This is a genomic window from Mycobacterium hackensackense, assembly GCF_025822555.1.
In the GTDB taxonomy this organism is placed as follows: domain Bacteria; phylum Actinomycetota; class Actinomycetes; order Mycobacteriales; family Mycobacteriaceae; genus Mycobacterium; species Mycobacterium fluoranthenivorans.
On sequence record NZ_JACKUC010000034.1, the window covers coordinates 20925 to 33646 of the forward strand.

The 12722-nt window shown below is 66.8% G+C and carries 17 protein-coding genes and 1 tRNA gene; 14 read left to right on the forward strand and 4 right to left on the reverse strand.

The window, feature by feature from the left end; genetic code table 11:
- Positions 1 to 7: 7 nt before the first annotated feature.
- From thrC to argS, 4 genes are read right to left on the reverse strand one after another with little or no spacing between them, the layout of a single operon-like run.
- The gene (gene thrC / locus H7J86_RS26105) at positions 8 to 1114 is read right to left on the reverse strand and encodes a threonine synthase (RefSeq protein ID WP_090363905.1); all 1107 of its coding nucleotides are present in this window, start codon (positions 1112 to 1114) and stop codon (positions 8 to 10) included.
- The gene (locus tag H7J86_RS26110) at positions 1111 to 2436 is read right to left on the reverse strand and encodes a homoserine dehydrogenase (protein ID WP_090363906.1); all 1326 of its coding nucleotides are present in this window, start codon (positions 2434 to 2436) and stop codon (positions 1111 to 1113) included. Before H7J86_RS26110 ends, thrC begins: the two co-directional genes overlap by 4 nt.
- The gene (lysA, locus tag H7J86_RS26115; protein WP_267294901.1) at positions 2433 to 3803 is read right to left on the reverse strand and encodes a diaminopimelate decarboxylase; all 1371 of its coding nucleotides are present in this window, start codon (positions 3801 to 3803) and stop codon (positions 2433 to 2435) included. Before lysA ends, H7J86_RS26110 begins: the two co-directional genes overlap by 4 nt.
- A 23-nt stretch (positions 3804 to 3826) precedes the next feature.
- Entirely contained in the window at positions 3827 to 5476 is a 1650-nt protein-coding gene (gene argS, locus H7J86_RS26120; protein ID WP_267294490.1) for an arginine--tRNA ligase, read from the reverse strand.
- Between the two features lie 124 nt (positions 5477 to 5600).
- On the opposite strand from argS, the gene H7J86_RS26125 reads away from it, so the two are divergent.
- From H7J86_RS26125 to H7J86_RS26190, 14 genes are all read left to right on the forward strand, one after another.
- Positions 5601 to 5673: transfer RNA gene (locus H7J86_RS26125), tRNA-Arg, on the forward strand.
- Between the two features lie 383 nt (positions 5674 to 6056).
- A complete protein-coding gene (locus tag H7J86_RS26130; protein WP_267294492.1) occupies positions 6057 to 6239 on the forward strand; it encodes a MerR family transcriptional regulator in 183 nt (60 codons plus the stop codon).
- Entirely contained in the window at positions 6236 to 6610 is a 375-nt protein-coding gene (locus tag H7J86_RS26135; protein ID WP_267294494.1) for a hypothetical protein, read from the forward strand. Before H7J86_RS26130 ends, H7J86_RS26135 begins: the two co-directional genes overlap by 4 nt.
- Positions 6610 to 7221 carry a hypothetical protein gene (locus H7J86_RS26140; RefSeq protein WP_267294496.1) on the forward strand — a complete coding sequence of 204 codons (612 nt, stop codon included), beginning with the start codon at positions 6610 to 6612 and terminating at the stop codon, positions 7219 to 7221. The genes H7J86_RS26135 and H7J86_RS26140 overlap by 1 nt, the downstream gene beginning before the upstream one ends.
- A gap of 65 nt (positions 7222 to 7286) precedes the next feature.
- On the forward strand, positions 7287 to 7427 hold the full coding sequence (locus H7J86_RS26145; RefSeq protein ID WP_267294499.1) for a hypothetical protein: 141 nt from the start codon (positions 7287 to 7289) through the stop codon (positions 7425 to 7427).
- A complete protein-coding gene (locus tag H7J86_RS26150; RefSeq protein WP_267294500.1) occupies positions 7424 to 8209 on the forward strand; it encodes a hypothetical protein in 786 nt (261 codons plus the stop codon). Before H7J86_RS26145 ends, H7J86_RS26150 begins: the two co-directional genes overlap by 4 nt.
- A complete protein-coding gene (locus tag H7J86_RS26155) occupies positions 8206 to 8376 on the forward strand; it encodes a hypothetical protein (protein WP_267294502.1) in 171 nt (56 codons plus the stop codon). The genes H7J86_RS26150 and H7J86_RS26155 overlap by 4 nt, the downstream gene beginning before the upstream one ends.
- The gene (locus H7J86_RS26160) at positions 8370 to 8684 is read left to right on the forward strand and encodes a hypothetical protein (protein WP_267294504.1); all 315 of its coding nucleotides are present in this window, start codon (positions 8370 to 8372) and stop codon (positions 8682 to 8684) included. Before H7J86_RS26155 ends, H7J86_RS26160 begins: the two co-directional genes overlap by 7 nt.
- A 142-nt stretch (positions 8685 to 8826) precedes the next feature.
- Positions 8827 to 9372: a 3'-5' exonuclease gene (locus H7J86_RS26165; RefSeq protein WP_267294506.1), complete on the forward strand. Its 546-nt coding sequence runs from the start codon at positions 8827 to 8829 to the stop codon at positions 9370 to 9372.
- Positions 9369 to 10334, forward strand: a complete 966-nt coding sequence (locus H7J86_RS26170; protein WP_267294508.1) for a YqaJ viral recombinase family protein — start codon at positions 9369 to 9371, stop codon at positions 10332 to 10334. The genes H7J86_RS26165 and H7J86_RS26170 overlap by 4 nt, the downstream gene beginning before the upstream one ends.
- Entirely contained in the window at positions 10327 to 11688 is a 1362-nt protein-coding gene (locus H7J86_RS26175; protein WP_267294510.1) for a recombinase RecT, read from the forward strand. The genes H7J86_RS26170 and H7J86_RS26175 overlap by 8 nt, the downstream gene beginning before the upstream one ends.
- Complete coding sequence (locus tag H7J86_RS26180) at positions 11685 to 11975, forward strand: hypothetical protein (protein WP_267294512.1); 291 nt, start codon at positions 11685 to 11687, stop codon at positions 11973 to 11975. The genes H7J86_RS26175 and H7J86_RS26180 overlap by 4 nt, the downstream gene beginning before the upstream one ends.
- Positions 11968 to 12333, forward strand: a complete 366-nt coding sequence (locus tag H7J86_RS26185) for a hypothetical protein (RefSeq protein WP_267294514.1) — start codon at positions 11968 to 11970, stop codon at positions 12331 to 12333. The genes H7J86_RS26180 and H7J86_RS26185 overlap by 8 nt, the downstream gene beginning before the upstream one ends.
- Positions 12333 to 12716 carry a hypothetical protein gene (locus H7J86_RS26190; protein WP_267294515.1) on the forward strand — a complete coding sequence of 128 codons (384 nt, stop codon included), beginning with the start codon at positions 12333 to 12335 and terminating at the stop codon, positions 12714 to 12716. The genes H7J86_RS26185 and H7J86_RS26190 overlap by 1 nt, the downstream gene beginning before the upstream one ends.
- Positions 12717 to 12722 lie beyond the last annotated feature (6 nt).

Here is a 12722-nt window from a genome sequence, read left to right on the forward strand (position 1 = left end):
CCGCCCGTCAGACCAGGCCGAGCTTCTCGACGACGGCCACCGGATCAACCGGCACCGGTGTCACCGGCGGCATGCCCTTGAGGGCGGTGTCGGGGTCCTTGAGACCGTTGCCCGTCACCGTGCACACCACCGTGGAACCGGGCTTGACCCAGCCGTCCTCGATCGACTTGAGCAGCCCGGCGATGCTGGCCGCCGATGCCGGCTCGACGAAAACGCCCTCGGCCCGGGCCACCAGGTGGTAGGCCGCCAGAATCTCCTCGTCGGTGGCCGCCACAAACCGGCCGTTGGACTGCTGCTGCGCTTCGACGGCCGAATTCCAGGATGCCGGTGAACCGATCCGGATGGCGGTGGCGATCGTCTCCGGGTGGCTGACCGGCTGGCCCGACACCAGCGGCGCGGCGCCGGCGGCCTGGGTGCCCAGCATCCGCGGCAGGCGGTCGCTCACGCCGTCGCGGTGGTACTCGCTGTACCCACGCCAGTAGGCGGTGATGTTCCCGGCATTGCCGACCGGCAACGAGTGCACGTCCGGTGCGGTGCCGAGCGCGTCGACGATCTCGAAGGCGGCGGTCTTCTGCCCCTCGATGCGCACCGGGTTCACCGAGTTCACCAGGGCGATGGACGGAAAGTCCGCCGTCAGCTTGCGGGCCAGCTCGAGACAGTCGTCGAAGTTGCCGTCGACCTGAATGATCTTGGCGCCGTGCATGACTGCCTGGGCCAGCTTGCCCATCGCGATCTTGCCCTGGGGTACCAGCACCGCGCAGGTGATGCCGGCTTTGGCGGCATAGGCGGCGGCCGACGCGGAGGTGTTACCCGTCGAGGCGCACAGCACCGCCTTCTGCCCGCGGGCCAGCGCATCGCTGACCGCCATGGTCATCCCGCGGTCTTTGAACGACCCCGTCGGGTTGAGTCCTTCGACCTTCAGGTGCACCGTGCAGCCGGTCTGCTCGGACAGTCGCTTGGCATGGATCAGCGGCGTACCGCCCTCCAGCAGGGTGACCGGCGTCCATTCGTCGGTGACCGGCAACCGGTCCCGGTACGCGGCGATCAGACCGGGCCAGGGGATGTGCACGGGTCCGGTCCCCGTTGCTTCGCTCGCCTCGGCGGTCTTGCTCATTCTGCGGTTCCTTCCAGTCGCAGCACGCTGTTGATGCGCTCCACGGCGTCGTGGTCGGCAAGAGCGGCAACGGTTTCCGACAGAGCGGCGTCGGTGGCCTTGTGGGTGACGACGACGATGCGGGCACCGTGGCGCTGCCCGTCCTCGTCAACGGTGCCCTCCTGGCGCACCTCGGCGATACTGACCTCGCGCTTGCCGAACTCGGCCGCCACCGAGGACAGCACGCCCGGTTTGTCGGCGACGTTCATGCTCACGTAGTAGCGCGTGGGGATGAAGCCGATCGGCGCGATGGGCAACTCTGCGTACTTGGACTCACGCGGGCCACGGCCACCCTGAACCCGGTTGCGGGCCGCCATCACGACATCGCCCATCACCGCGGACGCGGTCGGCGCCCCGCCGGCACCCTGCCCATAGAACATCAGCCGACCGGCGGCCTCGGCTTCGACCACCACGGCGTTGAAGGCCCCGCCGACGGTGGCCAGCGGGTGCTCCAGCGGCACCAGCGCGGGATAGACGCGGGCCGAAACCCGCTGCTGCCCTTCGTCGTTGGTCAGCCGCTCGCAGATGGCCAGCAGCTTGATATTGCAGCCCAGCGCCCTGGCCGACTCGAAGTCGGCGGCACTGACCTTGGTGATGCCCTCGCGATACACGTCGTCTGCGGTGACCCGGGTATGGAAGGCGATCGAGGCCAGAATCGCCGCCTTCGCGGCGGCGTCGTAGCCCTCGACATCGGCGGTGGGGTCGGCCTCCGCGTAGCCCAGGGCGCTGGCGTCGGCGAGCGCGCTGGCGTAGTCGGCACCGGTGTCGTTCATGGCGCTGAGGATGTAGTTCGTGGTGCCGTTGACGATGCCGGCCACCCGCAGCACGGTGTCACCGGCCAGCGACTGGGTCAGCGGCCGGATCACCGGGATCGCACCGGCCACTGCTGCCTCGAAATACAGGTCGACACGCGCCTTTTCGGCCGCCTGGGCAAGTTCGCCGGTGGACTGGGCCATCAGCGCCTTGTTCGCGGTGACGACGGACTTGCCGGTCTCCAGCGCTTTGAGGATGGCCTTGCGCGCCGGTTCGACGGGTCCCATCAGCTCGATGACGATATCGACGTCATCGCGGGAGACCAGCGCGTCGATATCGTCGGTGAGCAACTCGAGCGGCACCCCGCGGTCGGCGGAGACGGTCCGGACCCCCACACCGCGCAGTTCCAGTGGTGCGCCGATGCGGGCGGCCAGATCCGGAGCGCTCTCGTTGATGATGCGCACCACCTCGGTGCCCACATTGCCCAGACCCAACACCGCTACGCCGATGGGCTTGTCCTTCTTGCTCATTCGCCGCTCACCTCCAAACTCAATAGATCGTCGACGTTTTCCCGCCGCAGAATCAGCCGGGCCCTGCCCTCGCGGACAGCGACCACAGCCGGCCGGGTCAACAGGTTGTACCGGCTTGACATCGAATAGCAGTAGGCGCCGGTCGCGGCCACCGCCAACAGATCACCGGGGGTGATGTCATCGGACACCCAGGTATCGCGGACCACGATATCGCCGCTCTCACAGTGCTTTCCGACGATTCGAGCCAGTGCGGCCGGGGCATCGCTCACCCGCGACACCAGCCGCGCGTCGTACTCGGCGTCATACAGCGCGGGCCGGATGTTGTCGCTCATCCCGCCGTCGACGCTGACATAGCGCCGCTGCGCGGTGTCACTGATGGCGACATCCTTGACGGTGCCCACCTCGTAGAGGGTGATCGTGCCCGGCCCCGCGATGGCCCGGCCCGGCTCGACCACGAGCTTCGGCGTGGGCAGCCCGACGGCCGCCGATTCGTTCTTGACGATCGCCTTGAGCTTGTCTGCCAGCTCCTGCATCGGCGGCGGATCGTCGGACGGCACGTAGGAGATGCCCAGTCCCCCACCGAGATCGAGGATGTTCATCTGCGCGGTCTTGTCCACGCCGAACTCGGCGACCACATCGCGGAGCAGCCCGATCAGGCGACGCGCGGCGATCTCGAAGCCGGAGACGTCGAAGATCTGCGAGCCGACGTGGCAGTGCAGGCCGACCAGGCGCAGGTTGTCGGTGGCGAACACCTGGCGTACCGCGTCCAAGGCGGCGCCGCTGGCCAGCGACAGCCCGAACTTCTGGTCCTCGTGCGCGGTGGAGATGAATTCGTGGGTGTGCGCCTCGACTCCGGGGGTGACCCGCACCAACACGTCTTGGACGATGCCCGCCGCACCGGCGATGGCATCGAGGCGCTCGATCTCGATCTCCGAGTCCAGCACGATATGCCCGACCCCGGCCTTCACCGCGATGCTGAGCTCGTCCACGGATTTGTTGTTGCCGTGCACGGTGATCCGCTCGGCCGGGAAGTCCGCGTGCAGCGCGACGGCCAGCTCACCACCGGTGGCGACATCCAGCGACAGACCCTCGGATTTCACCCATCGGGCGATCTCGGTGCACAGGAACGCTTTCGACGCGTAATGCACGTACTCGCCGCCACCGAACGCCGCGGCGATATCCCGGCAGCGCGAGCGGAAATCGTCCTCATCGATGACGAACAACGGGGTGCCGAACTGGGCGGCCAAGTCGGTGACCGTCACCCCGGCAATCGAGACGACACCATCGGCACCTCGAGCCAGGTTGCGCGGCCAGACATTCGGGGCCAGAAGCAGGATCTCGTCACGCGTCTGCGGCTTCTCCGGCACGGCAGCACCGGCGGTCTGCGCACTCACATCCGCTCCGGGGCGCTGACGCCGAGGATCGCCAGACCGTTGGCGATGACCTGGCGGGTCGCCTCACACAGCGCCAGCCGCGCCGAATGGAGCTCTCCTGGCGTTTCGTCGCCCTGGGGCAGCACCCGACAGGAGTCGTAGAACCGGTGGTAGTCACCGGCCAGGTCCTCCAGGTACCGGCACACCCGGTGTGGTTCCCGAAGTGCGGCTGCGGTTTTGAGCACCCGGCCGAACTCACCGATGGTGCGCATCAGGGTGGCTTCACGGTCGTGGCTGAGCAGTTCCAGGTGTGCGGTGTCGGCGGCCAGGCCCAGATCGGCGGCGCTGCGGGCCAGAGCCGAGAGCCGGGCGTGCGCGTATTGCACGTAATAGACCGGGTTCTCGCTGGATGCCGAGGACCACAACGCCAGGTCGATATCGATCGGGCTGTTGACCGAGGACCGGATCAGCACATACCGGGCGGCGTCCACCCCGATGGCGTCGACCAGGTCGTCCAGGGTGATCACGGTGCCGGCGCGCTTGCTCATCCGGACCGGCTGTCCGTCGCGGACCAGGTTGACCATCTGCCCGATCAGCACCTCGACGGTGTCCGGGTCGTCGCCGAGCGCGGCGGCGGCCGCCTTGAGCCGGGCGATGTAGCCGTGATGGTCCGCGCCGAGCATATAGATACACAGGTCGAAGCCACGTGCGCGCTTGTCCAGGTAGTACGCGAGATCGCCGGCGACATAGGCGGGATGGCCATCGCTCTTGATGACGACCCGATCCTTGTCATCACCGAACTCGGTGGTGCGCAACCACGTTGCGCCGTCCTTCTCGTAGATGGCACCGTTGTCCCGCAGCTTCGCGATGGCCTGGTCGACCCGGCCGGAGGTGTGCATCGAGTCTTCGTGGGTGTAGACGTCGAAGTCGGTGCCGAAGTCGTGCAGCGACTTCTTGATGTGGGTGAACATCAGGTCCACGCCGATCGCCCGGAACGTCTCCTGCCGCTCTTCGGCGGGCAGGCTCAACGCGTCGGGCGCCTTGGCGAGCACGGCTGCGGCGATCTCGTTGATATAGCTGCCGGCGTATCCGTCTTCGGGCGCGGGTTCGCCCATGGCCGCGGCCACCAGCGAGCGGGCGAAGCGGTCGATCTGGCCGCCGTGGTCGTTGAAGTAGTACTCGCGGGTGACCTCGGCGCCCTGGGTGGTCAGCAAGCGGCCCAGGGCGTCGCCGACGGCGGCCCAGCGGGTGCCACCGATGTGGATGGGCCCGGTCGGGTTGGCCGAGACGAATTCCAGGTTGATCTTCAGGTCGAGGTCAGCCGAGTGCCCGTAGGTGGCCCCGGCGGACAGCACGTTGGTGACGACGACGCCTTGGGCACCGGCCTCGATACGCAGGTTGACGAAGCCGGGGCCCGCCACCTCGGCGGCGGCGATCCCGTCGGCGGCGGTCAACGCCTCGGCCAGCCAGCCGGCCAGCTCACGAGGATTGGCACCGACCTTCTTGGCGAGCTGAAGTGCGACGTTGGTGGCGTAGTCACCGTGTTCGGGGTTGCGCGGACGCTCGACGGTCACCGTTTCGGGCAGCGCGGCGGTGTCCAGGCCGTGTTCGGCCAGGACCGCGGCGGCGGTGGTCTTGAGCAGGGCAGCCAGGTCGGCGGGTGTCACAGGGGTCCATCCTATGGTCTGGGGTGGTCAGCACCCGAATCCATTCCGATTCACGGGGGCGCGGTCCCATGCGCTAGTCTTGCTCCGCTAGTCTGACAAAGCCCTAACGGCGCGAGTTTCACGCGCCCCCGTAGCTCAGGGGATAGAGCGTCTGCCTCCGGAGCAGAAGGCCGCAGGTTCGAATCCTGCCGGGGGCACAGGTGGGGTAGGAACGTATTCCCCTGTCATTAGCCAGACGTAGTTGCATCCTGTCGCTTTTGCTATCTCGATGCTGACGTCACGGATCTTATGAGGGTCGCGATTCTTGGTTTCCCAGTCGCGCCAGGTGTTGTACTTGAGGCCGCACGCAAGTGCGGCCTCTTTCATGTTCCAGCCCATACGTTGACGGATCAACGCGAGGCGCGCACCGAAGCTACGGTCGTCAGGAACCCAGGCTTCCATATCAACATCTGCGGTCATGTCGCAAGTATCGCGCGAGTCGCACATAACGCGCAATAGCCGGATCTAGATGTGTGATCTAAGCAATATCGTTCGATAAGTCGTACTTGACACGGTTTGTGGGCAATGGCATGGTTGCCGCATGCCCGAAACCGTACTAATTACGACCTCGGATGTCAGCACACGATTTGGCGTATCCAGTCAATCAGTTCGCAGGTGGATCGCGCAGGGAAAACTCCAGCCCGCGACCGTCACCCCTGGTGGCCACTACCGTTTCCGTCTCGCTGACATCGAAGCCCTGCTCGGCGTAGAGGCCAGCGCATGACCGCCGTCGTCGCCGAGGTCGGCGTCAACGTCCCGCCCGCGCCGATCTGGCGCGACGAAACCACCTACCTAGCCGTCTACGTAAACGGCGGCTACGTCGAGATCTCGATGGCCGACGGCTGGTCTGGCCGGTTGATGCCCGACGAGATCGCTTCAGTGCCAACAAGCTTCGCGCAGGCGATCGAAACGGCGCGCTCGTGGGCCGCCCGCTGGGACGGCCGTACCCGGACCTACCGGCCCGCGGTCGACCCCGAGTGCGCGATCTGTGAATCGACAGATTGCATCGTCCCTTTCCTGAACACGCACGTCTGCGCGCACTGCCTCAACACGGCGACGCTCGGCGATGCCCGTGACGCGATGGCGGCCCGCTGATGGGCTGGGGCGGCGACTACAGGACGCCAGAAGAGCAGACCGAGCTCGACGCGCAGCGCGACGCCGCGGCCGAAGCGCAGTTGCGTTCACGGCTGTCGCACTACGAGCGCCGGACGCTCGACACGCTGACTGATATCGCGACGTCGGTCGCGGCGATCGCTGAAGTCTTCGTCTCAATCAACGAGCGCGACATCGCATCCCAGCACGAGACCAACGACGCCGATGTCGAAGAGCGCGCGGCGGCCATGTACTACGCGGTGCACGGGGACGGCGCCCCGCCGTGGGAGAACTTGCCGCTGACACCGATTCCGGGCGGTATCCGTGACCTGTTCACGCGCATGTCGCGTGCGAGCTACGGGCTTCCAAATCCGGGCATCGCCGCTGGGGATGGCGGCGATGTCAGCGCCGGGCCGGGCGATCCTTCCGGCCCGGCGCGCCCGGAGAACGACCACCGCGGCTACTACAACTCCCGCGAGCACTGCGGTCACCTCTGGGCTGCCGACATCGCGGACCACGAGTGCTACGCCGCGGCTGGCCATGAGTCGCAGGAAGAGATCCGTCGTCATCGGTGCCTCTGTGGCGCGACGACTGACGTCGCTGATCCGAACTGAAACGGCGAACGCCGGCCCCGCTGCGAACGAAGACCGGCGTTCCGAGATACCGAGAAGGGCATCCGATGCACGACAGTCTAGAACACCGCGCCGGCACAGCACAGCCCGAACCGGACCCGGTACCCGCGCAACCGCTGTACACGGTCGGCGAACTCGTCGAAATGTACTCGCGCACAATCATGCTCGGCGTCGGGATGGCACCGTGACCGCGCCGAAGAAGTGCGGCGGCTCGCCCCGCTGCAAGAACATCGCAGTCCGATCGAAGCGCGGCATGTGCAGGAAGCACTACGAGGCGTGGATCGCGATCAACCAACCCGTCGACGCCGAGATCGTCCGCGCACACATCAATCGACTGCGCGCCGCGAACCTCGGCTACGGCCGCATCGCCGAACTCTCTGACTGCGGGCAGAGCACCATCCGCGATATCTCGCAGGGCACTCGCCGGTACTCGTATGCGCCTGTCGCGCGGGCGATTCTGGCGGTCAATCCCGACGTGGCCCGCCCAGCGAAGATGAATCCGATCGGCGCGATCCGGCGGACGCAGGCGATGGTCGCGCACGGATTCACTGAACAGCAGATCGGTGCCGCGATCTCGGTTCGGCAGTGCAACCTATGGAAGTACGTCCAAGGAACGGCGAGCTGGGTGCGGCCGGCCACGCACGACCGGATCGACGCCGCCTTCCAGACCCTTTGCGCGCAGCCAATGCCGGCTGGCTGGGTGCCTGATCGCGCCCGCCGTCGCGCGCAGAAGCGCGGATACGTTCCGGCGTTCGCGTGGGGCGATGACATCGACGATCCCGCGGCGGTGCCCGACCTTGGCGCCATCCTCAAGCCATCGCGCAGTGTGCCCGCCGACCAACTGTTGGAGATCGTTGCTGATCACCGCGAGCACGTCGGCCGGACCGACGCGGAGATCGCCGCGGCGCTCGGCATCAAGCTCGACACCCTCCAGACGCGGATCAGGCGCATCGAACGGTGCGCGTCATGAAGTGCATGATGTGCGGCCAGCCCGCCGGCCTGACGAAGGACGGTCGATACCAGGTGCATTCCACCGCCCGGATCCGCGGCCGGCGCAACTACTGCCCGATGTCGGGCGAACCCGTGCCCGAGTTGTCACTCGATATCAACCGCGTGAAGGAAGTAATCGCATGCTGAAGCAACTGTTCTCGATCCACCCGGAACCCGAAGACGGTGACGTCGATTGGCCCGTCTGGAATCACGCCTTCGAGCACCACGGAACCCGGCTCCGCGTCATCGTCGGTGACCTGCTCGCCGAGACGGAGCACGAAGCGGGCGGGCACGCCGGACTTCAGTTCGGGGTCAGCGTCGACCTGTCGCAGGAAGACGTGCCCGAGTTCTACCTGCCCGATCAGCCGAACGCGAAGTACGACGTGCACACCTTCACGCTGATCTTCTGGCGCTGGGGGATCTATGTCTCGGTGCGGGGACGGGTCTACGCATGAGCCGGAAGCCGCACGGGAACCGCGAGTTCCACGACGCATCGGATCCGCGATGCGAGGTGCACGCAGCATCGGGTGAGCCGGATCGGATCGAGCGGCGTTGCCCGAAGTGTCGTCCGCTGCGCAAGCGTCGGGCGGTGCGGCCATGACGACTGTCTTCCTCGACACCGAAACGCTTGGCACGAGCCGGCGCGCCCCGATCTGGGAGTTCGCCGCGGTCCGCATCGATGACAACGGCGAGCAGGTCGCCAGCGAGCACTTCCAGATCGTTCACAATCCGGCGCTCGTCGATCCTGATCTGCCGCAGTCGTTCCGCGACGACTACGCGCGCCGGTACAACCCGGATGAGGCTGTCCCGCCGGAGCTGGCCGCCAGCGCGATCGCCGAGATCGTCCGCGGCGATGCGGTGATCGCCGGATCGAACCCGGCGTTCGACATGGAGAAGCTGACCGACCTGCTCGGCTGCTACGGCCTGACGCCGGGATGGAACTACCACCCGTTCGACGTGCCTGGCAACGCTGTCGGATGGCTCGCAGCGCAGGGCAAGCTCATCCGCCGCCCGTGGAAGTCGGATGCGGTATCGCGCGCGGTCGGCATCAACCCCGACGACTTCGACCGACATACCGCGATGGGCGACGTCGAATGGTGCTGGGACCTGTACATCGCCATCACGGGCGGTGAGCACTGGTGAGCATCAACCACATTGCGGTGAACACACCCCGTGACCGCGGATGGATTCAGCCCGGATCGCCCGAGCACCGCGCGATGATCAGCCCGTCGAAGGTCGGCGCCATCCTCGGCCTGTCGCGGTGGGAATCGCCATTCCGGCTGTGGCATCGCATGAAGGGCATCACCCCGGACGAGCCGCCGAAGGACGCGTTCGATCTCGGACACGATATCGAAGCGCTCGCGGCTCGGCGGTGGCGCCGCCGCAACCCCGAATGGCGGCTCTCCCCCGACGAAGTGCAGTTCGTCGTCGACCCCGATCACTTCGGCTTCCCGGCGATGGTGACGCTCGATCGCCGCGCCGTGCACGGGGCCTGGCGCCGCGTCGTCGAGTTCAAGATGGCTCGCGATCAGAACGACGCCGAGAAGTGGGGCGACGACGGATCCGGGATCCTCCCGCCCGACTACTGGACACAGGTGCTCACCGCAATGTTGTTCACCGGGTGGACAGATCACCCCGGGCAACTGCTGTGCCTGGGCCCGCGGCTCGGCGATGAGCGCATGTATCAAGTCGAGTACAACGCCGACGCCCGCGAGGAAGCGGCATTCCTGATCGACGAATGCCGCACGTTCTGGACGTCGCTTCAGCAGGACGAGCCGCCGCCGCTCGACGACACCGTCGCCACGTACGAATGCATTCGGCAACTGCACCCGGAGATCGACGGGTCGACGATCGAGCTCGACGCCGACGAAGCGCTCGCCTACGCCGAAGCCCGGGTCGCATTCGACGCCGCAGAGTCGGCACTTCAGCGCGAGAAGAACTTCCTCGCGAAGCGAATGGAACTCGCGCAATACGCCGAGATCGGCGGCCTACAGGTCGCGCGGCGGCAGGCCGGCAAGAGCGGCCCGTCGCTCTACGCATCGAAGTCCATCACCCCGGAGAAGGTCCGGGACCACGCACCGAAGGGAACCGGATCCGATGACTGAAACCACGACCGCCGACGCGACCACCGCGGACGCCGAAGATCTGCTCGGCGCCGCCGAGCGCGCGGCCCGGGACGCCGGCGCGAAGACGCTCGCCACGATCGAACCGGAACAGGTCCGCTTCAACGATGATCAGATCGCGATCCTGCGCGCGCTCGGCGTCGAAGACGCATCCGATGGCGACCTGAACCTGTTCTTCCACGTCTGCCGCACAACCGGTTTGGACCCGTTCCGGAAACAGATCTACATGATCGGCCGGAACACGAAGCTCACGGAGTGGGTCGACGATGAGCGCGCAACGAACGGTCGGCGCAAGGTCGAGCGCTGGGTCACCAAGTACACGATCCAGACCGGCATCGATGGATACCGGCGCAATGGCCGGGAAGCCGCGAAGATGCTCGACGACGAGCTGCGCTTCGAAGGTCCGTACTTCACGGGCGCCGACGACTTCCACATCACCGACGACGGCGAAGTGATCCAGCACTGGCGCAAGGTGTGGCCGGCCGGCAGCGTGCCGCACGCGGCGCGGTTCGTCATCTACCGCAACGGCGAGCCGTTCGAAGGCATCGCGCACTTCGACGAGTTCGTGCAGACGAACGCCGTCTGGGATGGCGAAGGCCGCAATCGCCGGATCGTCGCGCAGGAACCAAATTCGATGTGGGCGAAGATGCCGCGCAATCAGATCGCGAAGTGCGCCGAGGCGCTGGCCTGGCGCCGTGCATACCCGGATGACTTCTCCGGCCTGATTCTCGAAGACGCCGCGCAGCCGACAGTCATTGATCCGGACGGCAACGTCGAGTCGGGTCCGGAGCCTGAGAAGCGCCGTCCGGCCGGCGGATCCGGGATCGGCGGCGTCCGGGCTGCCCGGGAACGCAAGCAGCAGCAGCGACGCGGCGACGTGATCGACGGCGAAGTTATCTCCGAAGAGCCGGCCGGCGAACCCGCCTCAGATTCGAGCGCGGAACCGGAACCCGAGCAGGTCAGCGAACCGGAGTCGGAGCCCTCGCCCGCCGACGCACCGACAGCGGATCTACGGAAGTCGATGCGCGACAAGCTGAACGGCGCGATCTCCGCCACCTTCGGCGAGCTGGACCTGAACGGCGACGACCAGCGCGACGACCGGCTCATCGTCTGCCGCGCGATCGTCGGCCGCGACATCGCATCGACGAAGGATCTCACCGACGACGAGCTTCAGAAGCTCCGGAACGGGCTTATTGATCGCAAGCGCGACGGCACACTCAAGTCGGATGTCACGGAGTGGCTGAACATCGCCGAGCTGCAAAGGCTCGAAGCGCAGCAGGTCGCCGAGGAAGCCGCCGCTGCGGCCCCATCCGACGACGAGCCGGCCGACTCGTGACCGCCCCCGCCCCGCAGTCGCATTCCAACGGCTGCCGCATCAGTCCGCGCGGGCCGCTCGTCGCCCGCGATCTCCGGGCGCTCGTGAAGCGGATGGACGAGATCGGACTGTCCGATCATGCCGACGTCGAGATCCGGACACCGATTGCAGGCGACCGGCGGGCCGCGACGATCACCGTCGTCGACTACCCGGCCGCGGACCTCGAATCCGTCGAGCCGCCAACAGACTTGCCCGCCGACCCGGACGAGCAAGACACCACCACCGAAGGAGAAATACAGCATGGGTAGGGACACCACGAAGGCCAGCGACCACAAATCGACAAACGCACTCGACGACGTCGACACCGGCGGCGTCGAAGTGAAGTTCTCGTTCGGGTCAAGGAACATCCGCGTCGAGCGCATCCCCGAGATGGGTGACGTCTTCGCGATCACCCTCAAGGTGCAGGTGAACGGCGACGGCAACAAGAAGAACGCGAAGGGCGAGCTGTACCCCCGCCGCGATCTCACGATCATCGAGGGCTGGCCAGAGGGCAAGAAGCCGCCGGCCAAGAACGAGAACCAAGGCGAGCTCTACCCGACGGATCCCGTTACCGGTGGGCCCGAAGTGGAAGACGGATCGGTCGACACCGGCGGCGACGAAGACTGATGCCGAAGCCGATTGATCTGGCGAAGCGGCGGCGCGCGGCGGTTACCGCGCTGCTGCTTTCGCTCGTCGCCCTGGCCGCCGTCGTTACGGCCGCGATCGCCGCACCGCACATGCGGACGTGGATCCTGATCCCCGTCTTCCTGGTCGTATTCCTGCTCGGCGGGAACCTCGCAGGCCGCACCTTCGGCCTGTTCTTCGGCGCGGCGGTGAAGGTCGTCGAACGCAACCCGATCGCCGCGGCGCGGCTCACCACCCCGGACGCGTTCCGCCAGCTCGGCGACGCCGGGCGTGAAGCCGGAACCGCTATGCGCGACGCGCTAGCCGCGCCCAAACCACCCGCCGAGCAATGCGAGCACGGCGGCGACCCGAGGAAGTGCAACTGATGACTA

Bases quoted from the DNA above. Each gene is read 5' to 3' on its own strand.
- thrC (WP_090363905.1), bottom strand. From the start codon at position 1,114: ATGAGCAAGACCGCCGAGGCGAGCGAAGCAACGGGGACCGGACCCGTG.
- H7J86_RS26110 (WP_090363906.1), bottom strand. From the start codon at position 2,436: ATGAGCAAGAAGGACAAGCCCATCGGCGTAGCGGTGTTGGGTCTGGGC.
- H7J86_RS26130 (WP_267294492.1), top strand. From the start codon at position 6,057: ATGCCCGAAACCGTACTAATTACGACCTCGGATGTCAGCACACGATTT.
- H7J86_RS26135 (WP_267294494.1), top strand. From the start codon at position 6,236: ATGACCGCCGTCGTCGCCGAGGTCGGCGTCAACGTCCCGCCCGCGCCG.
- H7J86_RS26140 (WP_267294496.1), top strand. From the start codon at position 6,610: ATGGGCTGGGGCGGCGACTACAGGACGCCAGAAGAGCAGACCGAGCTC.
- H7J86_RS26145 (WP_267294499.1), top strand. From the start codon at position 7,287: ATGCACGACAGTCTAGAACACCGCGCCGGCACAGCACAGCCCGAACCG.
- H7J86_RS26155 (WP_267294502.1), top strand. From the start codon at position 8,206: ATGAAGTGCATGATGTGCGGCCAGCCCGCCGGCCTGACGAAGGACGGT.
- H7J86_RS26160 (WP_267294504.1), top strand. From the start codon at position 8,370: ATGCTGAAGCAACTGTTCTCGATCCACCCGGAACCCGAAGACGGTGAC.
- H7J86_RS26165 (WP_267294506.1), top strand. From the start codon at position 8,827: ATGACGACTGTCTTCCTCGACACCGAAACGCTTGGCACGAGCCGGCGC.
- H7J86_RS26175 (WP_267294510.1), top strand. From the start codon at position 10,327: ATGACTGAAACCACGACCGCCGACGCGACCACCGCGGACGCCGAAGAT.
- H7J86_RS26185 (WP_267294514.1), top strand. From the start codon at position 11,968: ATGGGTAGGGACACCACGAAGGCCAGCGACCACAAATCGACAAACGCA.
- H7J86_RS26190 (WP_267294515.1), top strand. From the start codon at position 12,333: ATGCCGAAGCCGATTGATCTGGCGAAGCGGCGGCGCGCGGCGGTTACC.